This window comes from uncultured Parvibaculum sp., assembly GCF_963975745.1.
Classification (GTDB): Bacteria; Pseudomonadota; Alphaproteobacteria; order Parvibaculales; family Parvibaculaceae; genus Parvibaculum.
On the sequence record NZ_CAXBIB010000023.1, the window covers coordinates 14,821 to 41,671 of the forward strand.

30 protein-coding genes are annotated in these 26,851 nt (G+C 64.6%); 20 read left to right on the forward strand and 10 right to left on the reverse strand.

Translation table 11 applies throughout. The features are described 5' to 3' along the window. Positions 1–138 precede the first annotated feature (138 nt). Positions 139–1,680, reverse strand: a complete 1,542-nt coding sequence (locus AAC071_RS15190) for a sigma-54 dependent transcriptional regulator (RefSeq protein ID WP_339834154.1) — start codon at positions 1,678–1,680, stop codon at positions 139–141. Positions 1,681–2,029: 349 nt separating this feature from the next. Between AAC071_RS15190 and AAC071_RS15195 the strand changes: the two genes are divergently transcribed. The 12 genes from AAC071_RS15195 (at position 2,030) to AAC071_RS15250 (ending at position 12,416) form a co-directional block, all read left to right on the forward strand. Continuing rightward, complete coding sequence (locus AAC071_RS15195; protein ID WP_339834156.1) at positions 2,030–2,869, forward strand: OmpA family protein; 840 nt, start codon at positions 2,030–2,032, stop codon at positions 2,867–2,869. A 169-nt stretch (positions 2,870–3,038) separates the two neighbouring features. Continuing rightward, a complete protein-coding gene (locus AAC071_RS15200; RefSeq protein ID WP_339834158.1) occupies positions 3,039–4,817 on the forward strand; it encodes a M3 family oligoendopeptidase in 1,779 nt (592 codons plus the stop codon). After that, entirely contained in the window at positions 4,814–6,208 is a 1,395-nt protein-coding gene (locus AAC071_RS15205) for an AarF/UbiB family protein (RefSeq protein ID WP_339834160.1), read from the forward strand. The genes AAC071_RS15200 and AAC071_RS15205 overlap by 4 nt, the downstream gene beginning before the upstream one ends. A gap of 45 nt (positions 6,209–6,253) precedes the next feature. Then, a complete protein-coding gene (locus AAC071_RS15210; protein ID WP_339834162.1) occupies positions 6,254–6,697 on the forward strand; it encodes a PaaI family thioesterase in 444 nt (147 codons plus the stop codon). After that, the gene (locus AAC071_RS15215) at positions 6,694–7,677 is read left to right on the forward strand and encodes an alpha/beta hydrolase (protein ID WP_339834164.1); all 984 of its coding nucleotides are present in this window, start codon (positions 6,694–6,696) and stop codon (positions 7,675–7,677) included. Before AAC071_RS15210 ends, AAC071_RS15215 begins: the two co-directional genes overlap by 4 nt. 149 nt (positions 7,678–7,826) lie before the next feature. Beyond that, on the forward strand, positions 7,827–7,976 hold the full coding sequence (locus AAC071_RS15220; RefSeq protein WP_339834166.1) for an aa3-type cytochrome c oxidase subunit IV: 150 nt from the start codon (positions 7,827–7,829) through the stop codon (positions 7,974–7,976). Between the two features lie 139 nt (positions 7,977–8,115). Next, complete coding sequence (locus tag AAC071_RS15225; RefSeq protein WP_339834168.1) at positions 8,116–9,249, forward strand: Re/Si-specific NAD(P)(+) transhydrogenase subunit alpha; 1,134 nt, start codon at positions 8,116–8,118, stop codon at positions 9,247–9,249. Further along, on the forward strand, positions 9,249–9,566 hold the full coding sequence (locus AAC071_RS15230) for a proton-translocating transhydrogenase family protein (protein WP_293507911.1): 318 nt from the start codon (positions 9,249–9,251) through the stop codon (positions 9,564–9,566). Before AAC071_RS15225 ends, AAC071_RS15230 begins: the two co-directional genes overlap by 1 nt. A gap of 13 nt (positions 9,567–9,579) precedes the next feature. Then, entirely contained in the window at positions 9,580–10,986 is a 1,407-nt protein-coding gene (locus tag AAC071_RS15235) for an NAD(P)(+) transhydrogenase (Re/Si-specific) subunit beta (protein ID WP_339834171.1), read from the forward strand. 149 nt (positions 10,987–11,135) lie between these two features. Further along, positions 11,136–11,513: a DUF4345 family protein gene (locus tag AAC071_RS15240; RefSeq protein WP_339834173.1), complete on the forward strand. Its 378-nt coding sequence runs from the start codon at positions 11,136–11,138 to the stop codon at positions 11,511–11,513. A gap of 74 nt (positions 11,514–11,587) precedes the next feature. Continuing rightward, positions 11,588–11,938, forward strand: coding sequence for a DUF6614 family protein (locus AAC071_RS15245; protein ID WP_339834176.1), 351 nt, complete (start codon positions 11,588–11,590; stop codon positions 11,936–11,938). A gap of 1 nt (position 11,939) precedes the next feature. Further along, entirely contained in the window at positions 11,940–12,416 is a 477-nt protein-coding gene (locus tag AAC071_RS15250; protein ID WP_339834179.1) for a GNAT family N-acetyltransferase, read from the forward strand. A gap of 3 nt (positions 12,417–12,419) precedes the next feature. Here the strand turns inward: AAC071_RS15250 and AAC071_RS15255 are convergent, their stop codons facing one another. Continuing rightward, complete coding sequence (locus AAC071_RS15255; RefSeq protein WP_339834181.1) at positions 12,420–13,157, reverse strand: helix-turn-helix domain-containing protein; 738 nt, start codon at positions 13,155–13,157, stop codon at positions 12,420–12,422. A 151-nt stretch (positions 13,158–13,308) separates the two neighbouring features. Here AAC071_RS15255 and AAC071_RS15260 point away from each other — a divergent pair, with 151 nt between their 5' ends. Together AAC071_RS15260 and AAC071_RS15265 are read left to right on the forward strand one after the other, a co-directional pair. Beyond that, entirely contained in the window at positions 13,309–13,689 is a 381-nt protein-coding gene (locus tag AAC071_RS15260; RefSeq protein WP_339834183.1) for a hypothetical protein, read from the forward strand. A gap of 12 nt (positions 13,690–13,701) precedes the next feature. After that, positions 13,702–14,706, forward strand: a complete 1,005-nt coding sequence (locus AAC071_RS15265) for a carbon-nitrogen hydrolase family protein (RefSeq protein WP_339834185.1) — start codon at positions 13,702–13,704, stop codon at positions 14,704–14,706. A 70-nt stretch (positions 14,707–14,776) separates the two neighbouring features. On the opposite strand, the gene rpsU is transcribed toward AAC071_RS15265, so the two are convergent. After that, positions 14,777–15,001 carry a 30S ribosomal protein S21 gene (gene rpsU, locus AAC071_RS15270; RefSeq protein ID WP_339834187.1) on the reverse strand — a complete coding sequence of 75 codons (225 nt, stop codon included), beginning with the start codon at positions 14,999–15,001 and terminating at the stop codon, positions 14,777–14,779. A gap of 178 nt (positions 15,002–15,179) precedes the next feature. Between rpsU and def the strand changes: the two genes are divergently transcribed. Together def and AAC071_RS15280 are read left to right on the forward strand one after the other, a co-directional pair. Next, on the forward strand, positions 15,180–15,755 hold the full coding sequence (gene def, locus AAC071_RS15275) for a peptide deformylase (RefSeq protein ID WP_339834189.1): 576 nt from the start codon (positions 15,180–15,182) through the stop codon (positions 15,753–15,755). Then, positions 15,745–16,428: a COQ9 family protein gene (locus tag AAC071_RS15280; RefSeq protein WP_339834192.1), complete on the forward strand. Its 684-nt coding sequence runs from the start codon at positions 15,745–15,747 to the stop codon at positions 16,426–16,428. The genes def and AAC071_RS15280 overlap by 11 nt, the downstream gene beginning before the upstream one ends. Before the next feature lies 1 nt (position 16,429). Here the strand turns inward: AAC071_RS15280 and AAC071_RS15285 are convergent, their stop codons facing one another. From AAC071_RS15285 to AAC071_RS15300, 4 genes are all read right to left on the reverse strand, one after another. Then, positions 16,430–17,065, reverse strand: coding sequence for a PAS domain-containing protein (locus tag AAC071_RS15285; protein ID WP_339834194.1), 636 nt, complete (start codon positions 17,063–17,065; stop codon positions 16,430–16,432). Between the two features lie 78 nt (positions 17,066–17,143). Next, the gene (locus AAC071_RS15290) at positions 17,144–18,247 is read right to left on the reverse strand and encodes a 5-(carboxyamino)imidazole ribonucleotide synthase (protein ID WP_339834196.1); all 1,104 of its coding nucleotides are present in this window, start codon (positions 18,245–18,247) and stop codon (positions 17,144–17,146) included. After that, on the reverse strand, positions 18,247–18,708 hold the full coding sequence (gene purE / locus AAC071_RS15295; RefSeq protein ID WP_339834217.1) for a 5-(carboxyamino)imidazole ribonucleotide mutase: 462 nt from the start codon (positions 18,706–18,708) through the stop codon (positions 18,247–18,249). Before purE ends, AAC071_RS15290 begins: the two co-directional genes overlap by 1 nt. 219 nt (positions 18,709–18,927) lie before the next feature. After that, positions 18,928–20,052, reverse strand: coding sequence for a pectin acetylesterase-family hydrolase (locus tag AAC071_RS15300; RefSeq protein WP_339834198.1), 1,125 nt, complete (start codon positions 20,050–20,052; stop codon positions 18,928–18,930). A gap of 178 nt (positions 20,053–20,230) precedes the next feature. Between AAC071_RS15300 and AAC071_RS15305 the strand changes: the two genes are divergently transcribed. Beyond that, a complete protein-coding gene (locus tag AAC071_RS15305; RefSeq protein ID WP_339834200.1) occupies positions 20,231–20,947 on the forward strand; it encodes a GGDEF domain-containing protein in 717 nt (238 codons plus the stop codon). Positions 20,948–20,956: 9 nt separating this feature from the next. Here the strand turns inward: AAC071_RS15305 and AAC071_RS15310 are convergent, their stop codons facing one another. After that, entirely contained in the window at positions 20,957–21,163 is a 207-nt protein-coding gene (locus AAC071_RS15310) for a DUF465 domain-containing protein (protein ID WP_339834202.1), read from the reverse strand. Then, on the reverse strand, positions 21,160–21,795 hold the full coding sequence (locus AAC071_RS15315; protein ID WP_339834204.1) for a UbiX family flavin prenyltransferase: 636 nt from the start codon (positions 21,793–21,795) through the stop codon (positions 21,160–21,162). The genes AAC071_RS15310 and AAC071_RS15315 overlap by 4 nt, the downstream gene beginning before the upstream one ends. A 108-nt stretch (positions 21,796–21,903) precedes the next feature. Here AAC071_RS15315 and AAC071_RS15320 point away from each other — a divergent pair, with 108 nt between their 5' ends. After that, entirely contained in the window at positions 21,904–22,083 is a 180-nt protein-coding gene (locus AAC071_RS15320) for a DUF465 domain-containing protein (protein WP_339834207.1), read from the forward strand. A gap of 91 nt (positions 22,084–22,174) precedes the next feature. On the opposite strand, the gene AAC071_RS15325 is transcribed toward AAC071_RS15320, so the two are convergent. Next, positions 22,175–23,803, reverse strand: a complete 1,629-nt coding sequence (locus AAC071_RS15325; RefSeq protein WP_339834210.1) for an acyl-CoA synthetase — start codon at positions 23,801–23,803, stop codon at positions 22,175–22,177. A gap of 419 nt (positions 23,804–24,222) precedes the next feature. On the opposite strand from AAC071_RS15325, the gene AAC071_RS15330 reads away from it, so the two are divergent. Both AAC071_RS15330 and AAC071_RS15335 read left to right on the forward strand, forming a co-directional pair. After that, positions 24,223–24,678 (forward strand): hypothetical protein, encoded by a 456-nt coding sequence (locus AAC071_RS15330; protein ID WP_339834213.1) that lies wholly within the window; start codon positions 24,223–24,225, stop codon positions 24,676–24,678. 57 nt (positions 24,679–24,735) lie between these two features. Continuing rightward, positions 24,736–26,637, forward strand: a complete 1,902-nt coding sequence (locus tag AAC071_RS15335; RefSeq protein WP_339834215.1) for a propionyl-CoA synthetase — start codon at positions 24,736–24,738, stop codon at positions 26,635–26,637. Positions 26,638–26,851 lie beyond the last annotated feature (214 nt).

Consider the following 26,851-nt stretch of genomic DNA (forward strand, 5'->3'; position numbering starts at 1 on the left):
GCGCTGTCGAAAACGGGGATAAATCGCCCCTTGCTCCGTGGGCGGAGGGTTTTTCCGGGCGCCCGGCGGCACACAGCGAAACGGCGCGGGGGGTGCCCGCGCCGCTGCTGTCTCAACGAAGGAAAGGCGTTCGCGGCATCAGTTCTCGCGCACCTCGAGGCCGAGGTCGCGCACCTTGCGATAAAGCGTCGAGCGGCCGATGCCCAGCCGCCGCGCCACTTCGGTCATGTGGCCCTTGTACTTCTCGATGGCGAGGCGGATCATTTCCGCCTCGATGTCCTCGAGCTTGCGCACATTGCCGGCCTCGTCGGTGATGGCGATGCCGTCGGAAAAATTCGAGCGCGCGAAATCGGCCAGCGTATGCGTCGGCTGCGCCGGCGCGTGGGCGCGCGAGACAAAGGCGATGGCGCCGCCGTCTTCGTCCGCGGTGAAGGCCGGGGCGGAAGCGGGGGCGGATTCCGCTGCGGCGCGCGGCGCGGCTTGCGTCTCATAGCCCTTCACCATGCTGGCGATCTGCGGGAAGTCGGACACCTGCAGCGTCTCGCCGTCGCACAGCACGATGGCGCGGAAGACCGTGTTCTCGATCTGGCGCACATTGCCCGGCCAGTCATAGGCGCACAGCATGTCGAGGGCGGGTTGCGAAAGTCCGACCACGTCCTTTCCCTCCTCGGCCGCCAGGCGGCGGATGAAATGCGCCACGAGGTCCGGCACATCCTCCTTGCGCTGACGCAGCGGCGGCACATGGATCGGGAAGACGTTGAGGCGGTAATAGAGGTCCTCGCGGAAGCGGCCCTCCTTGACCATCTGCAGCAGGTCGCGGTTGGTCGCCGAAATCAATCGGATATCGACTTTGACAGGCTTTTTCGCGCCGACGGGGTCGACTTCGCCCTGTTGCAGCGCGCGCAGGAGCTTCACCTGGATGTCGAGCGGCAGCTCGCCGATCTCGTCGAGGAAGAGCGTGCCGCCCGAGGCTTCCTGGAACTTGCCGGCATGCTTGTCGGCGGCGCCGGTGAAGGCGCCCTTCTCGTGGCCGAACAGGATGCTCTCGACCAGGTTCTCGGGAATGGCGCCGCAATTGACCGTGATGAAGGGTTTGCCGGCGCGTTCGCCTTCGCCCTGGATGGCGCTGGCGATCAGTTCCTTGCCGACGCCCGACTCGCCCTCGATCAGGATCGGGATGTTCGATTGCGCGGCGCGCTTGCCGAGCCGGATCACCTGGTCCATGGCGCTGCTGCGCGCGATCAGGTCGCCGAAGGTCAGGCGGCCGTGCTGGCGTTTCTGCAGGCGGCTCAGCTCGCCGGTCAGCGCGTTGACCTTCAGCGCGTTGCGGATCGAGACATGCAGCCGTTCGGGGCTGACCGGCTTCACCACGAAGTCGGCCGCGCCTTCGCGCATCACATTGACCACCGTCTCGATGCCGCCATGCGCGGTCAGCACGATGACGGGGAGGTTCGGTTTCTGCGGGTGGGCGCGTTTCAGCACCTCCATGCCGTCGATGCCGGGCATCACCAGGTCGAGGATCACCAGCGCGATCTCGGCGCCGGACGGGCCTTCCAGATAGTCGAGCGCCGCCTGGCCGCTCTCGACCGGAATGGCGCGGTAACCGTCGCGGTTAACCACTTCCTCCAGGATGCGGCGCTGCGCCGGGTCGTCGTCGACGATCAGAATCGCCTGGGTCATGTCGGCCTCGATGCTGTGCAGGGTCAGGGCCCAAAAACGCCCCGTTTGCCCCATAATGACCCGCATTGGTAAAGGGTGCCTTAATTCGCGGCTTGTCACCTGCCTTTTACCCGCCTGGCGCCACTTTTTGAGGTTCCGGGATCGAGGTCGCCGGATTTCGGCGATTCCGTGTCGCAACAGTGTTGCTCTCATGTGACGCACGCGCCAGAAGTTTCCGGATTCTGCCAATTCGGGTTGATGGTTTCGGCCCTTCCGTGCGATGAAATTGGACTTATGAGGGCTTACCGGTGGGGTCCGGGCCACCCGTCGTGTTGTCGGGGGGCAAAGCGAAATAACGACGGAGATTGGGATGAAAATGATATCCCGGCTGATAGCGTTGGGTTCCTTCCTGGTGCTGGCTGGTTGCGGCACGTGGACGGCTGAATCTTACCTGCATCAAGACATTCAGGGCGATTCCTTCAACGCATGCCTGGCTCGCGAATATCAGGACAGGGCGACTTCGGAAGCCTATGTCGACTGCAACTGGGTCGACACGGCAGTGATCGTCGCCAAGGGTCGCGCCGCGGCTGCTGGCGAGACTGTCCTTCCTTTCGACCCCTCCACGATGGGGGTTCTTCCGAGCGATCTGCCTGAATTGCAGGACGCCCGGGCAAAGCTGATGGCCGCGCTTGACGATGGTGGCCGCACTGGTGATCAGGCCTGTGCCTGCGCCAAGGCGCAACGCTACTACGATGGTTGGGTCGAACAGGCGAGCGACAACAAGCTCGGCGTGGGCGGCTCCTACTATGGTGGCCCCGGCGGCCCGGTGCAGCCGGATCGCGTTGAGGCCGAGAAGGCCGCGTTCTACGAAGCCCTGACCGCCTGCGCGCGTCAGGCTGCGGGTCCGTGGACCATCTATTTCGGTTTCGACAAGTACAACCTGACGCCGGAAGCGCAGTCGGTGATCGATCAGATCGTCGCCGAGACGACCGGTCCGCTCTCGGTTGTCGGTCACACCGATACGTCGGGCAGCAATGCCTACAACCAGGCCCTTGGCCAGCGCCGTGCCAACACGGTGTCGAATGCGCTGACCGCGCAGGGCAAGGAACTCTGCAGTGCCTCTTCGGCTGGCGAGACCCAGCTGGCGGTGCAGACGGGCGATGGCGTGCGTGAGCCGCTCAACCGCCGCGCGGTCGTTGCGGGCTGCTAAGCTCGTCCTGACTGACAGGATCGGGGCCCCGGCGAAAGCCGGGGCCCTTTTCTGTTGGGTGGCCGCTATCGCGGGCCGAATTCGGGCGCCTCTGCGTTGAACCGGGAAGGCCGGCGCGCAATATACATGACAGTGCCTTTCCGCCCTCCCGACAAAGGACGTCCCGTTGATGCCTGCCTCACTGCCGACATGGAATCTCGACGATCTCTATTCCGGACCTGAAGCGCCGGAGGTCCAGGCCGACCTCGCGGCGGCTGCGCAAGCGGCGGAGACCTTCAATGCGCGCTATCGCGGAAAGATTTCGGCCCTGGCCGAAGCGCCGGATGGCGGGGCGCAGCTCGCCGAAGCGATCCGCGCCTACGAGATGATCGAGGACCGGCTTGGAAGGCTGATGTCCTTCTCCGGCCTTCTTTATGCCCAGGACAACACAAATCCCGCTCATGCCAAGTTCTATGGGGACATGCAGGCGCGCGTGACGACGATTTCGACGAAGCTGCTGTTCTTCGCACTCGATCTCAACCGCCTCGACGATGCGGCGCTCGCCCATGCGCTTAGGGATCCGTCGCTGGCGTACTACGAACCCTGGCTGCGCGATCTGCGTGCGATGCGTCCCTATCAGCTTTCCGACGAGCTCGAGACGCTGCTTCACGAGAAAAGCATTACGGGCCATGCGGCATGGAACCGGCTTTTCGATGAAACGATGGCGCGGCTTTCATTCGAAGTCGATGGCGAGGTGCTGACGCTTGAAGGGGCGCTGCATCTCCTCTCCGACAAGGATCGGGGCAAGCGAGCGGCCGCGGCGCAGGCACTGGCCGGCGTTTTCAGGGCCGGCCTTCCGCTCTTTGCGCTGGTGACAAACACGCTGGCCAAGGACAAGGAGATCGAGGACCGGCTGCGCGGATTTGCCGATATCGCGCAGTCGCGCCACATTGCCAATCGCGTCGAAACCGAAGTGGTCGATGCGCTGGCAGAAGCCGTGCAACGCGCCTATCCGGCGCTTTCGCATCGCTACTATGCGATGAAGGCCCGATGGCTCGGTCTCGAACAGCTCGAATACTGGGACCGCAACGCGCCCTTGCCCCATGCCGACGACACGACCATCCCGTGGCAGCTCGCACGCGACACGGTGCTCGACGCCTATCGCGGCTTCACGCCTCAAATGGCGACGATCGCCGAGCAGTTTTTCGAGAAGGGCTGGATCGATGCGCCGATCCGGCCCGGCAAGACGAGCGGCGCCTTTTCGCATCCGACCGTGCCGAGCGCGCATCCCTATGTGCTGGTCAATTATCAGGGCAAGACACGCGACGTGATGACGCTTGCGCATGAGCTCGGTCATGGCGTCCATCAGGTGTTGGCGGCGAAGCAGGGCGCGCTGATGGCCGACACGCCGCTGACACTGGCCGAAACCGCCAGCGTTTTCGGCGAGATGCTGACTTTCCGCAAACTGCTCGCTTCGGCGTCCGATCCGGCGCGGCGCAAGGCCATGCTGGCGTCGAAGGTCGAGGACATGCTCAATACCGTGGTCCGGCAAACGGCGTTCTACATGTTCGAACGGCGCGTCCATACGGCGCGGCGCGAGGGTGAACTGACCGCAGACCAGATCGGCCGCATCTGGCTCGATGTGCAGGGCGAGAGCCTGGGCCCGGCGATCCGGCTTGGCGAAGGCTACGAAACCTACTGGTGCTACATCTCGCACTTCATTCACGCGCCCTTCTATGTTTATGCCTATGCCTTCGGCGATTGCCTGGTGAACTCGCTCTATGCTGTCTATGAGCAGGCGCAGGAAGGCTTTGCAGAGCGTTACATGCGCATGCTGGAGGCGGGGGGCACGTTGCGCCACAAGGAGTTGCTGGCGCCATTCGGTCTCGATGCCTCCGATCCGGCCTTCTGGGACAAGGGTCTTTCCGTCATTGGCGGGTTCATCGACGAGCTTGAGGCGATGGAATGAACGACAAGCCGCCAAGCGGCCGGTTGCCGAAGGACGCGGAGGCCAATCGTCTCGGACGCCGTGTCCGGCGCTATGCGCAAGTCGGAGCGGGCGTTGGCGGAATCGCGGCGCGTGTTGCGGGTGGCCGGCTGTTCGGTCTCGACATGCTCAACGACCGCACGGCGCGCGAGCTGAAATCGGCACTGGGCGGCCTCAAGGGGCCGATCATGAAAGTCGCGCAGATGATCGCGACCATTCCCGAGGCCGTGCCGGCGGAATTTGCGGCCGAATTGTCGGAGCTTCAGTCGGCGGCGCCGCCAATGGGCTGGCCCTTCGTCAAGCGCCGGATGCGTGCCGAACTCGGCTCCGGTTGGGAGGCGCGATTCGCCAGTTTCGAACGGGAGGCGGCGGCCGCCGCCTCGCTCGGCCAGGTCCACCGCGCGACGGCGCTCGACGGGACGCCTCTTGCGGTCAAGCTGCAATATCCCGACATGGAGTCGGCCGTCGATGCCGATCTCAAGCAACTCAGCCTGATCTTCTCGATCCACCGTCGCATCGACAGCGCCGTCGACACGCGGGAAATTTATGCCGAGATCGGCGCGCGCCTGCGCGAGGAACTCGATTACGAGCGCGAAGCCGCGCATATGCGGCTCTACAAGGATATTTTTGCCAAAGACGCGCGCATTGCGGTGCCCGACGTCCATGCCGGTCTTTCGACCCGGCGTCTACTCACCATGGGCTGGCTCGAAGGTGTGGCACTGCTCGATTTCCGCGACCATGACCTGGCGACGCGCAATGCGATTGCCGAGGCGATGTTTGCGGCCTGGTGGGTGCCCTTCAGCCGCTATGGCGTCATTCACGGCGATCCGCATCTCGGCAATTACACGGTGCGGCCGGGTTCCATGCCTGGAGAATGGGGTATCAACCTGCTCGACTATGGTTGCATCCGTGTCTTTCCGCCGGCTTTTGTCGCCGGCGTCGTCGAACTCTATCGTGCACTCGAGAGCGACGACCGCGATCGTGCCGCGGCGGCCTATGAAAGCTGGGGCTTCCGTAACCTGTCGAATGAATTGATCGATGTCCTCAACGTATGGGCAGGGTTCATCTATGGGCCGCTGCTCGACGACCGGGTGCGCTCCGTCGCCGACGGCGTCAAGCCGGGCGAGTATGGCCGCAAGGAGGCATTTGCGGTTCACCGGAAGCTGCGCGAGCTTGGACCGGTGACGCCGCCACGGGAATTCGTGTTCATGGATCGCGCGGCGATCGGACTCGGTGCGGTGTTCCTGCATCTCGGGGCGGAACTCAATTTCTTCCGTCTTTTCAACGAGACCATCGAGGCCTTCGAAACCGCCGCGCTCGACAAGCGCCAAAGCGCCGCGCTAAAGAAGGCGGGCGTGCCGCGCGCCGCCTGAGCGGCGCATCCCCATATTTTCTCGATTCCGCCAGAGTTGCCGGCCATGACAGACGATTTGCTCGAAGAAAACACCATCGCCCTGCCCGCGGGCTATACGAACCTCAACTGGTTCCATGGCTTCGGGCGGCAAATCGGGCCGCTCTACGAGAGGGTCGGGGCAGACGGCCGCTACACACGCGCCTTTCTGGTGCAGGAGCACCACACCAACGGCATGGGCAATTGCCATGGCGGCATGCTGATGGCCTTTGCCGACATGGCATTCGGCCACGCCGTCACGATGTCGGTGCATCGCTATTGGGTGACAGTGCGCTTGCTGACCGACTTCCTGTCCGGCGCCAGAATTGGCGAGTGGATCGAAGGTACGGCCGACGTCGTCGGGCGCGAGGACGATTTCTTCACCGTGCAGGGCCGTATCTGGTGTGGCGACCGCACGATCATGACCGGGACCGGCGTTTTCAAGGCGCTGAGCGAGAGGCCACCGAAGTGACAGATTTCCTTCTCGCCCCTGGTGACGAAGAGGGCCCGGCCGTCACGGTTGCGCCGGGCTGGTTCCTGCGCGCGGTCGACATCGAACCCGAAAGCCGTTTCGTCGAAGTGGCGGGCACACAGGTTCACTATCTGCGCTGGGGCGATCCGGCAAAGCCCGGTCTGTTGCTGGTTCATGGCAATGGCGCGCATGCGCGCTGGTGGTCCTTCGTCGCGCCGTTTCTTGCGCGTGAATATTCGGTGGCTGCCATCGATGTCAGCGGCATGGGCGATTCCGGCTGGCGCGAGCGCTACACGATCGAGACCTTCTCCGAGGAACAGATTGCCGTTTGCGAAGATGCCGGATTCTTCGCCTGCGAAGAGCCGCCGATCATCGTCGGCCATTCCTTCGGCGGTTTCATCACCATCCTCACCGGCGCGCTTTATGGCGACAGGCTTGCGGGCACCGTCATCGTCGACAGCCCCGTCAACCCGCCCGATCGTCCGGGTGGTCCGCCCGATCGGGCGTTTCGCCCGCACCGGATCTACCCGACGCTCGAGGCGGCGATGGGTCGCTTTCGCCTCGCGCCGCCGCAGCCTTGCGAGAATCGCTACATCGTCGACTACATCGCCCGCCATTCACTGAAGCCGGTTTCCAATCCCGAGGGCGGCGAGGGCTGGACATGGAAGTTCGATCCGGCGATCTGGCAGCGCTTCAATATCGGCGACATGGGCGCGCGCCTGGCGGCCACGCGCTGCCGCATTGCCATCATGCGCGGCGAATTCTCGGCGCTGCTGCCCGCCGAGATCGGCGAATACATGTTCAATCTGCTCGGGCGGTCGGCGCCCGTCATCGAGATTCCGCAAGCGCGGCATCATGTGATGCTGGATCAGCCGCTGGCGTTCGTGGCGGCCCTTCGCGCCTTGCTCGCCGACTGGGACCACTCTGCACCGTCGCGGAAAACAACCGGCGGGCCCCTGCCATCGCCTTTCGGCGAGTAGGATCTGTCGATCGCCTGTTCGAATTTGCACATTTCACTCCGCCATCCGGGGCCGGGAGCGCCCCTCGGCGCTTGCCGCAAGCGGTTCGTTTGCTATAGTCCGCCTCGCTCAAAAAGGGCTTGAGCGCAGCAAAAGGCGGGCGAGGTAGCATGGCTGAGAACAAGGCACAGGACGGCTGGAGCACCGAAATGGATGCCAAGGAGCATCTCGGGACCTATGAGTCCTTCATTGCGATGAGCAAGTGGGGCACCATTGCCATTGCCATCGTCCTCATTCTGATGGCGGTTTTCCTGCTCTGACGGCGCGTCCGCGCGATATGGACGTTTCTGGCGGGATGCCGGCTCGGGTCGTCCATCATACGTTATGCTGGAATAATTCTTATTCTCACGGGGGCGGTGCCGATATCGGTCTTACCGTCCGGGGAACAGGCGACAATCCATGAAACTTGCGATCCCGAAGGAACGGCTCGACGGCGAACCCCGCGTGGCGGCGTCGGTCGAGACGGTGAAGAAGCTGACGGCGCTCGGCCTTCAGGTCACGGTCGAAGCAGGTGCTGGCGACGGCGCCTCGATTTCCGACGCGCTCTACCGCGATGCGGGCGCGGAAATCGCCTCGGGCGCCGCCGAGGCGTTGAAGGATGCCGACATCGTCTTCAAGGTGCGCGCGCCTTCCGACGAGGAACTCGGGTTGATGAAGCGCGGCGCGATGCTGGCGGCGATTCTCAATCCCTATGACGACAAGGCCCGTTTCCAGAAATATGCGGCGGCCGGCGTCAACGCCTTTGCGATGGAGCTGATGCCGCGCATCAGCCGCGCCCAGTCGATGGATGTGCTGTCGTCGCAATCGAACCTTGCCGGTTACAAGGCGGTCATCAACGCGGCGGCGGCCTTCACCCGCGCCATGCCGATGATGATGACGGCGGCCGGCACCATCGCGCCTGCCCGCGTTTTCGTCATGGGTGTCGGCGTCGCCGGCCTGCAGGCGATCGCGACGGCCAAGCGTCTCGGTGCCATTGTCTCGGCAACCGATGTGCGTTCGGCCACCAAAGAACAAGTCGAAAGCCTCGGCGGCACCTTCGTCATGGTCGAATCGGAGGAGTCGGGCGATGCGGCCGGCGGTTATGCCAAGGAAATGTCCGAGGACTACAAGCGCCGGCAGGCCGCACTCGTTGCCGAACACATCAAGAAACAGGACATCGTGATAACGACCGCGCTCATTCCGGGGCGTCCGGCGCCGGAGCTTGTCAGCGAGGAGATGGTCAAGACGATGAAGCCGGGTTCGATCCTGGTCGATCTCGCGGTGGAGCGCGGCGGCAACTGTCCACTGTCAGAGCCCGGCAAGCGCGTGGTCAAGCACGGCATCACGATCATCGGCGATCTCAACGTGGCCGGCCAGCTCGCGGTCGATGCCTCGTCGCTCTACGCGAAGAACCTGCTGAACTTCATCACGCCCATGATCGACAAGGAAACCAAGGTGCTTGCGATCGACTGGGACGACGAAACCATTACGGGCACCTGCCTGACCCGCGACGGTCAGATCGTGCATCCGTCACTTCGCGAGGGAGGCAACTGATGGAAGCGGCCGCTGTCGATCCTTTTGTTTTCAGGCTCGCGATCTTCGTGCTCGCGATCTTTGTCGGCTACTATGTCGTCTGGAGCGTCACGCCGGCGCTGCACACGCCGTTGATGTCGGTGACCAATGCCATTTCGTCGGTCATCATCGTCGGCGCGCTGATTGCTGTCGGCCTTGATGTCGCGCAGGCGGGCGAGGGCGGTTGGCTCTCCAAGAGCTTCGGCTTCGTCGCCGTGGTGCTGGCCTCGGTCAATATCTTCGGCGGCTTCCTGGTGACCCAGCGAATGCTCTCCATGTACAAGAAAAAGCAGCGCTGAGGGGGCCCGGGACATGTCAGCCAACATAGCGGCCCTTCTTTACGTCGTTTCGGCGGTGCTGTTCATCCTGGCGCTGCGCGGGTTGTCCTCGCCCGAAACTTCGCGGCAGGGCAATGTCTACGGCATGATCGGCATGACGATCGCCATCGTCACGACGCTCAGTCTGCTTCAGGCGCAGAACACGCTGACCTGGACGCTGATCCTTGTCGGTGTCGCCATTGGCGGCGGCATTGGCGCCATCATCGCGCGGCGCATCGCCATGACGCAGATGCCGCAGCTTGTGGCGGCCTTCCATTCGCTGGTCGGTCTTGCCGCCGTCTTCGTCGCCTGGTCGGCGTTTCTGGCACCCGAGGCCTATGGTATCGGCACCTATCATGCGATCCACGCGGCCAATCTGATCGAAATGGGCATCGGTGCGGCCATCGGTGCGATCACCTTTTCCGGTTCGATCATCGCCTTCGCCAAGCTTAACGGCAACATGTCGGGCGCGCCGATCATGCTGCCCGGCCGTCACGTCATCAATGCGGTGATTGCCATCGTCATTGTCGGCGGAATCGGCTGGCTTGTCTCCGACGTCTCGCGGCAGACCACAGAGCTCTTTCTGCTGATCACGGTGCTGGCTTTCATCATCGGCTTCCTGATCATCATCCCGATCGGCGGTGCCGACATGCCGGTCGTCGTCTCGATGCTGAATTCCTATTCGGGATGGGCTGCGGCCGGGATCGGCTTCACGCTTGGTAACCTCGCGCTGATCATCGTTGGCGCGCTGGTCGGCTCGTCGGGTGCAATCCTTTCCTACATCATGTGCAAGGGGATGAACCGCTCCTTCTTCAGCGTCATTCTCGGCGGTTTTGGCGGCGATGCCGCGGCGGCCGGCGCCGGTGCCGTCGAGACGCGGCCGGTCAAGCAGGGCTCGGCCGACGATGCGGCCTTCATCATGAAGAACGCCGGCTCGGTCATCATCGTGCCGGGCTATGGCATGGCGGTGGCGCAGGCCCAGCACACGCTGCGCGAAATGGCCGACATCCTGAAGGCCGAAGGCGTGAAAGTCTCCTACGCCATTCATCCCGTGGCGGGGCGGATGCCGGGCCACATGAACGTGCTGCTGGCCGAGGCGAATGTGCCTTACGACGAGGTCTTCGAGCTTGAGGACATCAACAACCAGTTCAGCCAAGCCGACGTCGCCTTCGTCATCGGCGCCAACGACGTCACCAATCCGTCGGCCAAGACCGACCCGCAAAGCCCGATCTACGGCATGCCGGTGCTGGACGTCGAAAAGGCCAAGACCGTACTCTTCGTCAAGCGCGGCATGGGTTCAGGCTATGCCGGCGTCGAGAACGAACTCTTTTTCCGTGACAACACGATGATGCTCTTCGGCGATGCCAAGAAAATGGTCGAGGAGATCGTCAAGGGGCTCTAAGCACCCGCACTGGACGGACCGGACGGGCGGCGCTCACATGGGCGCCGCCCGTTTTCATGAGCGGCCTTGCTCGGTCCGTTCGGATTACAATGTCCTGGAGGCTTTCGATTCCTTCCTGGTTTCGAAAATGAAGAGGGGAGACACATAGAATGATCTGGGCAGCCCGAATCGGTGTTGTGCTTGTGGGGCTTTTTTCGCTGGCGATGGGCTTGATGGCCCTTGCGTCGCCCGTTCAGCTCGGGGAGACGCTCGGGATCGGTGCCTTGTCGCCTCTCGGGCTCAATGCGTTGCGGGCCGATATCGGCGCGTTCTTTCTGGCGAGCGCGATTGCTTGTGGGCTGGCGCTTTTCGCCGGCCGGCCGCACTGGCTTTGGGGCGCGGCCGCGCTTTACGGGTTGGCGGCGGCAGGCCGTATTCTCGGTGTCGCTATCGACGGGGCGCCGGAAGGCGTGTTGCAGCCGATCGCGTTGGAAATCGTGGTCGTCGTTCTCGCCGTCTTTGGCGCGAAAACGCTTGCGCGCGGCTGAACGGCTTTGCTGGACGGATCGAACGGGCGGTGTTCACATGGGCGCCGCCCGTTTTCTTTTGAGGGGGGAGACCCATGGATGTCTATCACGGCTGGTTCAACCTGAAGCCCGGCGTGCGGGATATCGACTTCGTCGAGGCTTTCACCGGCTATATGGAACTGCTCGAACGCGAGGGCGTGATCGAGGGCTGGCGGCTGATGCGCAAGAAGCTTGGCCTGGCGCCGGCGCATCTCGGCGAGTTCCATTTCATGATCGAGGTGACGGATCTCACTCAGCTCGATTCGGCCTTCAACTGGGTCGCGACGCGGGCGGACCCGGTCGAAACCGAGCATTTCAACGTCAACTCGCTGGTGACGGGCATCCAGTTTGCGCTTTACCGCGATTTCCCCGATCCGGTGCGCGAGCAGGGCGACGAAAGGTTCTGAGATGGATGTCGTCATTCGTGCCGCGCGGGCGGAAGATCGCCCGGCGCTCATTCGCCTCATGGGCGCGCTCAACGAATTCGAGGCGGCGATCGAAGACAATCGTGCCGATGCGTCGGCCGCCGAAAGCCATCTCGACTGGGTGAGCGGCGAAATCGCCGCCCAAGGCGGGGTGACACTGGTTGCCGAGAGCGGCGGCTCCGTCGTCGGCTTTCTGAGCTTCGCCATCGAGGAGGATCCGGGCACCTTCGTGCGGCCGGAGCATCGCCGCCACGCGATGATCTGGGACCTCAGCGTCGATGCGGCTGCGCGCGGGCAGGGCGTCGGCCGGGCACTGCTGACAGCGGCGGAGACGCATGCGAAAGTGGCCGGCATCGGCGAGATCAGGCTCTATGTGCTCGAAGGCAATACCCGCGCGCGGCGTATCTATGACGAGGCGGGCTATCGCACCTATGAGCGGTTGATGGCGAGACGCATCTAGCGTTCAGGCCGGTGTGCTTGTCTGCCACATCGTTTCGAACAGCGCCTGCTGGAGTCGCGCAAACTCCTCGCTGTCGACAATAAGCCCGTAATTTTCCCGCCGCGACGAAATCAGCGCCACCTTGCCGCCAAAGATGAAGGTGGTGATGCGAAAGGCGTCCGACGACGGCGCATAGCGCACTTCGCGCAGCTCGTCCTCGCCCGCTTTCCATATCTGGTGCGTTTCTTCGCTATGGGCGCGGATGACGCGCAGGTGGGTTCCCATCCGTACCCGCTCGGCGATGAAGTTGCGCAGTGCCTTCGGGCCTGGAACCGCAAGCAATTCTTTCATCGACAGGATGCCGCAAATTTCCGGCAGCGGCGCCGCCAGCACCGCATTGAGCACGGTACGAATGCCCTCTGCCCCGTCATAGAGACGAAAGCGCGGCGCGCCATGCGTGCGAGCATGAACGGCGCGCAGATCCGGCAGAATCTCTCCAAGTATCCGCCGCTTGTCGTCGAGATTGCGTGCCAGCACATCGGGGTCCTCGGCCACCACATGGGTGCGGCCGCCCCGTACGACCTGTGTCACCAGCCCGTCTTCCAACAGCTTCTCGAACAGGGCGTATGCGGTCGTCCGCTCGATGCCGGCATGCTGCGCCACCGCGGTCACCGTCTCGTCGCCAAGCTCGAGGGCCGCGAGATAAAAGCGCGCCCGCTTGCCGGTCAGGCCGAGCGCCACAAGTTTCGGTTCGAGTTCCATGGACTGTCCGGGTATTTCGACAGATTTTCTCGCATTCTCCATATTGACGCCACGCTGGTCAACGAAGATAGATATAACAGTAACAGATCGGATTTGTGTCGGCGGTAGCGTCATCATTTTTGTCGCTGTGTTTCGACATTAGGGGCATGTCATGCAGACGATTCTGATATCCTCGGGGCTCATCCAGATCACCTTCGCCGTTGCGCTTGGCTGGGTAATGGTCGCGATGTATGGGCCGCGCAAGCGCTTCGGCCCGCTGGTGAACGCCAAGCGCGTGCTTCAGTGCCACATCGACAACATTCTGATGGCGCTGCTGCAATTCGCGATCGCTGCCGTTCACCCGGCGATCCCGGAAGTCGCGGGCTGGCTCCTCGTCGTCGGTTCATGGACCAATGCCCAGCTCTTCATGGTCCATGCCTTGTCGAAGGAGGGCTATATCAAGCACCGCGTCATCGACATTGCGACGATGATCTCCTTCGGGCTTTTGAGCGTCGCCTATCCCTGGCTGCTCTATGCCTGGTTCACGTTCTGAGGGACGCAGCCCATGACACAGTCGAAGACCATCCGCGCCGCCGCGATCCAGGTCGAAGCGCGGGTTGCCGACATTGCGTGGAACATCGAGCATGCGAGCCGTCTCGTCGACGAAGCGGTTCAGAATGGCGCGGAACTTGTTGCGCTGCCGGAGTTCTTCACCACCTGCATCGTCTATGACGAACGCGTCTTCGGCTGCTCGCTGCCGCCCGAAAATCCGGCACTCGACATGCTGAAGGAGAAGGCGCGCCGCCATCGCATCCATATCGGCGGCTCCTATCTCGAAATGCGCGACGGCGATGTCTACAACACCTATGTCCTTGTCGAGCCCGACGGCAAGGTTCATCGTCACGACAAGGATCTGCCGACCATGGTCGAGAACGCCTTTTATGTCGGCGGGCACGACGACGGACTGATGCAGACCTCGCTCGGCCCGGTCGGCGCAGCCGTCTGCTGGGAGACGGTCAGGACGCAGACGGTCGCGCGCCTGCGCGGCAAGGTCGGCCTCCTGATGACCGGCAGCCATTGGTGGAGCGAACCCGGCTGGAACTGGGCGCACGGTTATTGGCAGCGCTTTCACGCGGGCAATGGCCGGCTGATGGAGCGCACGCCCCGCACCTTCGCCGGGCTGGTCGGCGCGCCGCTGCTGCATGCGGGACATGCGAGCGTCATCGATGGCGGGTTTCTCATCCTGCCCGGCACGCGTCTCACGGCGCCGATACGCACGCAGTTGATGGGCGAGACGCAGGTGATCGACGGCGAGGGCCGGCTTCTCGCGCACCGCCGCTATCAGGAGGGCGCAGGCGTTGCGGTCGCCGACCTCCAGCTCGGCGCCGTTCAGCCGCGGGCCGAACTGCCGCTACGCTTCTGGATTCCGAAATTCAGCCCGATGCTCTATTTTCAATGGTACCACCAGAACGCCGCCGGCAAGTCCGCCTATCGCTGGGCCAAGCGCACCGGCCGCCTCAAGACATGGGAAGGCGGGCGCAATGCGCGGGCGCCGGAAGAGCGGCTCTGAGCTTTTCTGAAAACGAAAACGCCCCCGCATTGCGGGGGCGTTGTCATTCCGGCGGTTGAAAGAGCCGGATCTACTTCTTGACCGGCGCCGGGATGCCGCTTTCGCGCTGGGCGCGCTTGCGGGCCAGCTTGCGGGCGCGGCGGATCGCTTCGGCCTTCTCGCGGGCACGCTTCTCGGAGGGCTTCTCGTAGAAATTGCGCAGCTTCATTTCGCGGAACACGCCTTCGCGCTGAAGCTTCTTCTTCAGAGCCTTCATGGCCTGATCGACATTGTTGTCGCGAACGAGTACCTGCACGAGAAAAACCTGTCTTGTTTCAATGGGTTAGGTGCGGGCTGGCCGATGCCCCCCGCAAGAGTGCCGCCTGTCTAGCAAAGGATGAGGGCTTTGTCCACTGCGGGCGGGCGGCGCGGGGCATCAGAACGAGGCATTCCGCCCCGTTGCCGCGGGCCCGCGGCCGGCACATATTGCGCGTATGGCCATACGCAAAATCGCCCGCATGGGGCATCCGGTGCTGAAAGGCATCGCCAAGCCCGTCCCCGACCCGACCGCGCCCGCGGTCAAGGCGCTGGTCGCCGACATGATCGAGACGATGATCGACGCCAATGGCGCGGGGCTGGCCGCTCCCCAGGTCCATGAGCCCTGGCGTATCGTCATCTTCCAGGCGCCGGCCGAGCGGGCGGACGAGGCGGCCGACGCGGCCGAGATCTTCGATCACACGGCGCCGCTCACCGTGCTGGTCAATCCCGAGATCGAGGTTCTGACGGCCGAAACCGAGAAGGGCTGGGAGGGCTGCCTGTCGGTGCCGGGTCTGCGGGGCGCGGTGCCGCGCGCGACTCATATCCGCTATCGTGGCGTCACGCCCGAGGGTGCGGTGATCGAGCGCGAGGCGCGCGGCTTCCATGCCCGCGTCGTGCAACATGAATGCGACCATCTCGACGGCATTCTCTATCCTCAGCGGATGGACGATCTCTCCGAGCTGATTTTCGAAAGCGAAGCCCGGGCGATGCTGGCGGCCCGGATCGAAGGGGATGAAGCCGATGACCGATAGACAGAAGGGCCGTCCGGGCCGGCGCGGGGGCGCCGCCCATCTCGACGCGGCGCGGGAAAAGATACTGGCGGCGGCGCTGCCGCATGTCGCCTTTGACGGCTGGACGCCGCGCCTGATGCGCGAGGCGGCGGAGGCCGCCGGCATCGGCCACAACGAGATGCGGCTGGCCTTTCCCGACGGGCCGCTCGATCTCGTCGATTGTTTCCTGTCAGCCGGCGACCGGCGCATGGAAGCGGTTCTGGCGCAGGAAGATCTGGCCGCAATGAAGATCCGTCAGCGCATCACCCGCGCCGTGCGGGCCCGCCTCGAGGCCGATGCGCCGCATCGCGAGGCGCTGCGCCGCGCGCTGACGCTGCTGGCGCTGCCGACCTCCGGTGCGCGCGGCCCCCGTGCGCTCTACCGCACGGTCGATGCGATCTGGCGTGCCGCCGGCGACACTTCGACCGATTTCAATTTCTACACCAAGCGCGCGACGCTGGCGGCGGTCCATTCGGCGGTCACGCTCTACTGGCTGGCCGATCAGTCGAAGGACTTTGCCGACAGCTGGGCCTTTCTGGATGCCCGCATCGAGGATGTGATGCGCTTCGAGAAGGCCAAGGCCTCGCTGCGCGGTGTGGCGGAAAAGCTGCCCGATCCCTTCGCGCTGCTCGGACGGCTGCGCTACCGGCCCTAGCTCAGGGCGTGCCGCAGCCGGTGTCGATCCATACGATCTCGTCGATCGAGGTGGCGCAGGTCGAGCGGTCGGCCGGCTTCTGGTATTCCATCGCCTCTTCCGGTGCATGCATGGCGACCAGGCGGGGTGGCCGGCCCGGCGGCGGCGTTAGCGGCAGATAGAGGCTCTGCACATGCGAGACGCGGCCGGAGCCGTAGCGATTGACATAACGCGCGTGATAGCCGCAGGGCCGCGCGGCGATTTCATGCATGTCGCGACAGACCTGCAGGCGCGAGGCATCGGCCAGCAGCTCGAGCATGTTGATGCCGGTCGGGTCATGCGCCATGCGTTCGGCGACGCGGGTGCCGGCCAGGCGGAAGCGGATATCGTCGGGGCCGGCCAGGCACATGATGGTCATGTCGGGCGTCCATTGCGCGATTTCGAGTGGATCGAAAGCGGCGTCGGCGGGGGCGCCGCCGCGGCGCGGAAGCGCGGACCAGTAGCGATGGAAGTCGGTCAGGGCCTGATGACCGAACAGCGGCGCGGCCGTCGCCCGGCCGGCGCTCGGCGCCGTCTCGGCCATGAAACGCTGCCAGCGCGCATCGCCATCGGCGTGCATCTCCGTTCCGGCCCGGTCCATCGGCGGTCCTGTCCCCATCCGGTCTCCGCCGCAGCGGGCAAGCGGAACCGAAATTCTCGTTTCATTCGCCAATAGCGTGACGGGGGTGGATTAACGTCAAGTAACCGGCGGGCGCTTTCCCAGCGGGAACAGCCGGTTGACATGGCCCATCTTGCGGCCCGGCCGCGCCTCGGCCTTGCCATAGAGATGGAGCCGGGCACCGGGCTCGGCGGCGATGGCGGCCCAGTCGACCGCTGCCGCGCCGATCAGATTGGTCATCACGGCGTCTGAATGGCGCGCCGGCGATCCCAGCGGCCAGCCGCAGATCGCGCGGACATGCTGCTCGAACTGGCCGGCCGCGCAGGCATCCATCGTCCAGTGACCGGAATTGTGCACGCGCGGCGCGATCTCGTTGACAATCAGGCGCGCCGTTCCGGCGCTTGCCGGCAGCAGGAACATCTCGACGCCCATTACGCCGACATAGTCGAGCGCGGCGACGATCCTGCCGGCGATCGCGCAGGCTTCCGCGGCCAGCGCCGCGTCGAGCGCGGCCGGTGCATAGCTGCGGTCGAGAATGTGATCCTTGTGAATGTTCTCGACCGGATCGTAGGCCGCCGTCTCGCCGTCGATCCCGCGCGCGACCACCACCGAGATCTCGCGCTCGAAAGGCACGAAGCCTTCGAGGATCGCCGGCGTCCGGCCGATCGCATCCCAGGCGGCATCGGCTTCGGCGGCGCCGGCGATCCTGGCCTGGCCCTTGCCGTCATAGCCGAAGCGCCGTGTCTTCAGGATGGCGGGCGCGCCGATCCGTTCGAGCGCCGCGGCCAGATCGCCGGCCGATGCCACATCGGCGAAGGGCGCGGTCGCGATGCCCTGCCGGCTGAGAAAATTCTTCTCGGTCAGCCGGTCCTGTGCGGTCGCCAGTGCCAGCGGGCCGGGTCGCACCGGCGCATGTTCGGCCAGCACGCGCGCCGTCTCGGCCGGCACATTCTCGAATTCATAGGTGACGACATCGACCGCGTCGGCGAAAGCGGCCAATGCTGCCGCATCCGCGTAAGGGGCGCGGGTCAGCGCCGCGGCGACGTCGGCGGCTGGAACCTCCGTGTCCGGACAATAGATGTGGCATTTGAGGCCGAGTTGGGCGGCCGCCATGGCCAGCATGCGGCCGAGCTGGCCGCCGCCCAGAATGCCGATCGTGCCGCCCGGCGCGACCGGCGCCATCACCGGCCCTCGGGGCTCAGGCCGACGGCCGCCGTCTGCGCCGCGCGCAGCGCATCGAGACGCTTGGCCAGGCCCGCATCCGACAGCGCCAGCACGGCGGCGGCCAGCAGGCCGGCATTCCTGGCGCCCGCCTCGCCGATCGCCAGCGTGCCGACCGGAATGCCGCCCGGCATCTGCACGATCGAGAGCAGGCTGTCCTGGCCCGACAGCGCCTTCGACTGGATCGGCACGCCGAAGACCGGCAGGGCGGTCAGCGCGGCCGTCATGCCCGGCAGATGCGCCGCGCCGCCGGCACCGGCGATGATCACCTTCAGCCCGCGCGCGCGCGCCGTCCTTGCATAGTCGACCATGCGCTCCGGCGTGCGGTGGGCCGAGACGATGCGCGTTTCATGGGGCACGCCCAGCGCTTTCAGTGCGTCGGCGGCGTGCTTCATGGTCGGCCAGTCCGACTGGCTGCCCATGATGATGCCGACCAGCGGCTGTTTCGGGGATTTCCGGGCCTTGGCCGGGGCTTTTGCCGGCCCTGCGCCCGTCTTTTTCGCTGCCATCCGTGGTCCGCGCCTCGCGGGTCGGGCGGGCGCCCAGGGGGCCCGCCGGTTTCGGAAAGCGGGGCAGTATAGGCATGGCGCGGCGCTTGGCAAGGAAGCGCCGCCGGCGCCCGCAAGCGGCGGGAACCGGCCCTATTCGGCCCCCGGCTCGCCCGCACATTCGGCTGCCGTGCCGCAGCTGACGCTGCCGCCGGCCCGGCCCTCGGCCAGATCGGCCAGCCAGTCCACCGCGCGCAGGCCTTCCACCTGATAGGTGTAGAGCCGGTCGTAGCGGATCAGCGTATGCGGCGTGCCGCCCGCCACATAGGAGCGGAAGCCGGCAATGCTGGCAGCGAGATCGTTGCGGTTGGCTTCGACAAGCGGGTGGAGCGGCGCCTCGTTGCCGAGCAGACGCAGGAACATCTCCTGCACCGCGTCGAAGGCATTGTCGTATTGCGCGAAGGTGACGCCCGGTGCGGCGATCGCGGCGCGGCGCCAGATCTCCTCGAAACTGCCCGGCGTGCCGCCATCGGTTACCCAGACCGGAGCGTCGTCGAAGAAGCCCCAATTGTCCATCAGCGCCGCGATGCCCGGATCGCGATAGCCGCCGGCGCCGTCGCCCAGCACCGAGATCCCGGCATCCGGATAATGTTCGGCGACCTCGACCGCATACCACGGCGCGGCGATGCCGCCGGCGCTGGAGCCTGCCACAAGCACGCGCTCGGGCGCCTTGACATTGCGATAGGCCCAGTCGAGCACGGCGCGGACATTCGCGCGGCCGCGATGGCGCACGGTGAATGCCTCCTTCCAGCTGTCATAGGTCACGTCGCGGTTGCCGAGATGCACGTCGCCGGTGCAATAGCTGACAAAGACCTGCGTCCAGTCCTTCAGCGGGTTCTCCGCATGATCCGTGCCGAAGACGCCTTTCAGCCGGCGCGGATCGTTGTGCTCGATCCGGGCGGTCGGAATATAGGGCGTCGGCTCCTCTTCGAGCGAACATTGCGCGCCCGTCCAGCAGGCGCCGCCGCCATTGAGGAAGAAGAACAGCCTGTCCGCGCGGCCGGGCTTCACATGGAATTCGAACGGTGTGCCGAGCGCGCAACTGGTGTCGCCGCCCGGCGCGATGGTCGTCCAGCCGGGTTCGAGCGCCGCCAGCGTCGGGAGCGCCTCGGCCGGGGCGGCGCCCCGCATGGTCGCGAAGGCGCCCCCGGCTACCAGCAGGATGGCGATCAGGCCGAGGACGAGCCCGGGAGCGGTTCGGGGGGCCGATGCGGTCATGACGGGTCTCTCCTGCGGGAGGCGGTTGCGGGCCTTTTCGATTATGGAGAGGCCGGGGCCGCCCGCCTAGCCCCCGTGCCGCGCCCGGCCGCGGCCGCTTCGCATGGCGCGATTCGGCAAAAGATGGCATTTTCAATGGCGAATCGCGGCAGCACCGCAGAGCGAGGCACAAGGCCCCATGAAGATCGGCGACAGCAAGCCCGTCGGCAGCACCTCTTCGGCCACCGCGCGGGAGCGGGAAAAGGCGCGCGGCGCCGCGGCGGCGTCGGGCGGCCGCATGGTCAGTGACACCGCCAGCATCATGGGCATCCCCGAAGCCGAGATCACGCCGGCGGTGCGCGACGCGCTGATGGCGCTGATGGGCGAGGTCGATCGACTGCGCCGCGACATGAGCGCGATGCAGGACCGGCTGCGCGAGGCCGAGAAGCTGGCCGATCACGACCCGCTGCTGCCGGTGCTCAACCGCCGCGCCTTCGTGCGCGAACTTTCCCGCGTCATCGCCTTCGGCCGGCGCTATGGCGAACCGGCGGGCCTCGTCTATTTCGACATCGACAATTTCAAGCAGGTCAACGATGTCCATGGCCACCTGGCCGGCGACGCGGCGCTGCATCACCTGACCCGGCTGGTGCTCGACAATATCCGCGAGACCGACATTGTCGGCCGGCTCGGCGGCGACGAGATCGGCGTCATCCTGGTGCGCGCCGACGAGGCGATGGCGAAGTCGAAGGCGGCGGGGCTGGCCGACCTCGTCGCATCGCGGCCGCTGCAATTCGAGGGCAAGGAACTGGCGCTGACGATTTCGGTCGGCGCGGTCGCCTTCACCGGCGAGGACCAGCCCGACGAGGCGCTGGCGCGGGCCGACAAGGCCATGTACGCGGCCAAGCGCCGCGAGTGAGCCGCGCCCTCAGGCCGTGATATCCGGCAGCAGGATGTCCTCGATCTCCTGGATGCGGTCGCGCAGGCTGAGCTTGCGCTTCTTCAGCCGCTTGATCTGCAGCTGGTCGGGGCTCGCGGTCGATTCCAGCGCAAAGATCGCCATGTCGAGATCGCGATGCTCTTCCTTCAGCGTGGCCAGCGTCTGCCGCAGCTCCCGTTCTTCCTGCTCCGTCATTTGCGCGTCTTGACCTGCGGTTTGCGCACCGGCGCGCGGCGGCCCTGTTTCAGATCCTCGCCCCAGCGTTGCGTCTCGGGCGCCTCGATGCCGAACAGGTCGAGCATCCGCGCCGCGGTCTGCGTCACCATCTCGTCGATCGAGCCGGGCTGCGTGTAGAGCGCCGGCACCGGCGGGGCGATGACGGCGCCGATTTCCGAAAGCTGCGTCATGGTGCGCAGATGGCCGGTATGCAGCGGCGTTTCGCGCACCATCAGCACCAGCCGCCGGCGTTCCTTAAGCATCGTGTCGGCGGCCCGCGTCAGCAGCGACGAGGTGACGCCGGTCGAAATCTCCGACATGGTGCGCACCGAACAGGGCGCCACGATCATGCCCAGCGTCTTGAAGGAACCGCTGGCGATGGCCGCGCCGATATCCTCCATCCGGTAGCGCGTATGCGCCAGCGCCTCGACATCCTTCGGCTTCAGGCCGGTCTCGTAACCCAGCGTCATCTCGGCCGCCCTTGTCATTACCAGATGCGTTTCGACACCCAGTGAACCCAGCATTTCAAGCAGGCGCACGCCATAGGCGACGCCCGAGGCGCCGGAAATGCCCACGACGAGGCGGGGCGGGGTCTTGCCGTTTCTGTTCATGATCCCACATTTACATTGTGCGGCCGTCCTTTGCGAGTGGGGTTCGACAAGGGCGGCAAAAAGAGTCAGACTTTGAAGATTAGAGGCTTAACGAAAGGACGGAATGTAATGGCTCTGGAGTCTCACATTGCCGAGCTTCGCGACCGCCACAAAGCGCTGGAAGATGCGATTGAGGCCGAAATCATTCACCCGAGCAGCGACGATCTGCATATCGCGGAGTTGAAAAAGCAGAGGCTTCGACTGAAAGAGGAAATCGCAAGGCTGAGCGGCGAACGATCCGCGGCCTGACCCCCAAACAGACAATTCACACCGGCGCCGGGCTCCCAAGCCCGGCGCTTTGCATTTCGGGGGCCCTTTGCGCGTGCAAAATCCTTTCTTCCTAAAGCCCTTCCGCCGTCTCGCGCAGCTTGAATTTCTGTACCTTGCCCGTCGAGGTCTTCGGCAGCTCGGTGAAGACCACCGTCTTCGGGCATTTGAAATGCGCGAGGTTCGCCCGGCACCAGTCGATCACATCCTTCTCGCTCAGGCTCGCCCCCGCCTTGACGGTCACGAAGGCGCAAGGCGTCTCGCCCCATTTCTCGTCGGGCCGCGCCACCACGGCCGCTTCGACGATATCGGGATGCTTGTAGAGCGCGTCCTCGACCTCGATCGATGAAATATTCTCGCCGCCCGAAATGATGATGTCCTTCGAACGATCCTTCAGCTGAATGTAATTGTCCGCGTGCCAGACGCCGAGATCGCCCGAATGGAACCAGCCGCCGGCAAAGGCTTCCGTCGTCGCCTTCAGGTTTTTCAGATAACCCTTCATCACCACATTGCCGCGGAACATCACCTCGCCCATCGTCTCGCCGTCGCGCGGCACTTCCTCCATCGTCTCCGGGTCGCGCACCGAAATTCCTTCCAGCACCACATAATTGACGCCCTGCCGCGCCTTCACCCGCGCCCGCTCGTCGGTTTCGAGCGCGTCCCATTCCTCGTGCCAGGCGTTCACCACCGCCGGCCCGTAGGTTTCGGTCAGGCCGTAAACATGGATCACGTTGAAGCCTTCCGCTTCGAGCTTGCGGATCGTCGCGGCGGGCGGCGGCGCGGCGGCCGCGAAATAATTGACGACGTTCGGCAGCGGTTTCTTTTCTTCCGCCGTTGCGTTGATCAGGAAGCCCATCACGGTCGGCGCGCCGGCCATATGCGTCACTTTATGCTCGGCAATCGCGGCAAAGATGTTCGCCGCCGTCACGCGGCGCAGGCAGACATGCGTGCCCGCCACCACGCTCATCGACCAGGTGAAGCACCAGCCGTTGCAATGGAACATCGGCACCGTCCACAGATAGACCGAACTCCCCGTCATCCCCGCCGTCACGATGTTGCCCATGCCGAGCAGATAGGCGCCCCTGTGGTGATAGACGACGCCTTTCGGGTTGCCGGTCGTGCCGGAGGTGTAGTTGAGGCTGATCGCCTGCCATTCGTCGGCCGGCAATTGCCAGTTGAAATGCGGATCGCCCTTGGCGATGAAGCTTTCGTAATCCGTCTCGCCGATCTTCTCGCCCGGCCCGTCGTAAAAAGCATCGTCGATGTCGATGACGAAGGGCTTCACTTTCGCGAGCGCCAGCGCTTCTTTCGCGAGCCCCGCAAATTCCCGGTCGACGAACAACGCCTTCGCCTCGCCATGGTCGAGCATGAAGCCGATGGCCGCCGCGTCGAGCCGCGTGTTGATCGTGTTGACGACCGCCCCCGTCATCGCCGGCCCGTAATGCAGTTCCAGCATTTCGGGAATGTTCGGCGCGATCACCGCCACGGTGTCGCCGAGCCCGATCCCGCGTTCGGCCAGCGCCGAGGCGAGCTTGCGGCAACGCGCATAAAGTTCGGCGTAAGGCCGGCGCAGGCTCCCATGCACCACCGCGACTCTCTCCGGATAAACCTCCGCCGCCCGCTTCAGAAAGCTCAGCGGCGACAGCGGCTGGTGATTGGCCGGGTTCTTGTCGAGACCGGTTTCATAGGGGTTCGTCGTCATGGGCGGGCCTCGTGGCGCGGGGGAGGGGGGCGTTGGCCCCACGTTACCCAGCACGCGGGAGAGCGGCAAGGCGGCGTACCTCCAGATCTCCCTTCTCCGTCATTGCGAGGAGCGGCAAAGCCGCGACGCGGCAATCCATAGGGCGTTCGCCGCAGGGTGAGGCCCCATGGATTGCTTCGTCGGCTTTCAGCCTCCTCGCAATGACGGGAAAGTTTTGGCCTTGTGCAGATTTTGGGCACTGCCCAAACCACAAATAAAAATGTCACCCGGCGAAAGCCGGGGTCCATGGGCGGGCGCGTCAAAATACGCAAGTCAGATGGATCCCGGCTTCCGCCGGGATGACACTTGTGGGTATGACAGGGCTCAACATGTATCCTCGCCGTCCATGCTAGAATTCCTCCGCGAACAGGGAGGGCATGATGAGGCGCATACTTGGCATAGCCAGTTTTCTTCTCGCGGGACTCATGATCTTCTCCGCTATGTGGATGCTGACGGATGCACTGTTGCATCCGGGGCGACATGGCGGGGCCGAAGGAATTCCATTCCTCGCGCTTTGGCTGTTGTTTCCGCTTACCGCGGCAGTGGCGTCGACGTGCAACGGCCTCCATTTTCTTTACGGGTCGGTAGCAGGAACGCCCTTCCGGCGGCTGTTGCACCTCTCGAACCTCCTCTACCTTGCGTTTGCTGCCGTCTCCGTTTTGACGGTCCACTTCGTCGTGGCGTACCAGGCATCGACCATGAACATGCCTCTCCGGGATTATCTTGCGGGTCATCTCCCGGCGCTCACTCCTCTCCCGATCGTCGCCATCTACATGGTGCTGCTGTTCTGGCGCGGCGCCGTCACCGATCCGTCATCCGCTCCCCCGACTCCCTGAATCCATCTCTCCCGTGCTAAAACCTCCCCAACAATGAAAATGACGGGGAGCGGCAGCATGGGACGCTACAAGGACACCTACGACGCCTGGAAACAGGACCCGGAAGGCTTCTGGGCGGAAGCGGCCAAAGAGATCGACTGGTTCAGGCCCGCGACGAAAACCCTTGAATTCGAGAACGGTCTGTCGCGCTGGTTCGTCGGCGCGGAGACGAACAGCTGCTGGAACGCGCTCGACCGGCATGTGAAGGCGGGGAACGGCGAGCGCACCGCGCTCATCTATGACAGCGCCATGCTCGGCCGCGTCAAGAAATTCACCTATGCCGAACTGCTCGACAAGGTCGCGACCTTCGCGGGCGTGCTGCAAAGCCACGGCATAAAGAAAGGCGACCGCGTCCTCATCTACATGCCGATGGTGCCGCAGGCTGCCGTCGCCATGCTCGCCTGCGCGCGTCTCGGCGCGATCCATTCGGTGGTCTTTGGCGGCTTCGCGCCGAAGGAGCTCGCAACCCGCATCGACGATGCGACGCCGAAGCTGATCGTCTCGGCCTCCTGCGGCCTCGAGCCCGGCCGCGTCATCGCCTACAAGCCGCTACTCGACAAGGCGATCGAGATGAGCGCGCACAAGGTTTCGGCCACCATCATCTTCCAGCGCGAAATGGAGAAGGCGACGCTGGTCGCCGGCCGCGATTTCGACTGGAAGGATGAAATGGACAAGGCGGCCGCCGCCAATGCGCGCCCGGCTTGCGTCCCCGTCGCCGCCACCGATCCGCTTTACGTGCTCTACACGTCGGGCACCACCGGCAAGCCGAAAGGCGTGGTCCGCGACAATGGCGGTCATATGGTGGCGCTGAAATGGTCGATGAAAAACGTCTATGACATAAATTCTGGCGACACGTTCTGGGCGGCGTCAGATGTCGGCTGGGTCGTCGGCCATTCCTACATCGTCTATGGCCCGCTGCTGCAGGGCTGCACGACGATCCTCTTCGAGGGCAAGCCGGTCGGCACGCCCGATGCCGGCACCTATTGGCGCATCATTGCCGAGCACGGCGTCAAGGCGATGTTCACCGCGCCGACCGCCTTCCGCGCCATACGCAAGGAGGACCCGAAGGCCGAGTTTGTCGGCAAATACGATCTCTCGAAATTCGAGGTGCTCTATCTCGCCGGCGAGCGCGCCGATCCCGACACGATCCAGTGGGCCGAGAAGGCGCTTTCGGGTCGCCCGGTCATCGATCACTGGTGGCAGACCGAGAGCGGCTGGCCGATGGTCGCCAACCCGATGGGCATCGAGCGTCTGCCGGTCAAATACGGTTCGCCCACCGTGCCGCTGCCGGGCTACGAGATTCACGTCGTCGACGAGGCCTGCCGCCAGGTTGGCCCCAACACCACCGGTGCCATCGTCGTCAAGCTGCCGCTGCCGCCGGGCTGCCTGCCGACGCTCTGGCAGAACGAAGAGGGTTTCCGCGAAAGCTATCTCGCCGAGTTTCCGGGCTACTACAAGACGGCCGATGCCGGCTTCATGGACGAGGACGGCTATCTCTATGTGATGAGCCGCACCGACGACATCATCAATGTCGCCGGCCATCGCCTCTCGACCGGTGCAATGGAGGAAGTGCTGGCCGAACACCCGGATGTCGCCGAATGCGCCGTCATCGGCATAGCGGACGCGATGAAGGGGCAGGTGCCGGTCGGCTTCCTGGTTCTCAATGCCGGTGTCGCGCGTTCCGCCGGCGAGATCGAGCAGGAAGCCGTGCAGATGATCCGTGAACGGATAGGCCCCGTCGCCGCCTTCAAGACCGCGCTGATCGTGCAACGCCTCCCGAAAACCCGCTCGGGAAAGGTGCTGCGCGGCACGATGCGCAAGATCGCCGACGGCGAGAAATGGGACACGCCGGCCACCATCGACGACCCGGCGGTGCTGGGGGAGATCGAATCGGTGCTGAAGGCGGGGCTGGGACGGTAGGGGGTTCTCTGTTTTTCGTTTGCCCGTGCCGTCGATAAAAATTCAGTGTCACCCCGGCGAAAGCCGGGGCCCACTCGCAGCGCCTCTTGCCGCAGCTTTGAATGTTGTGCATCGGCGCTGACGCCATGCACAATCGCCCATGCTGAGGGAACCAATGGACCCCCTGAGTTCACAAACGAAGTGCAACACCAGCTTGGGCTTAAGGTGTTGCGAT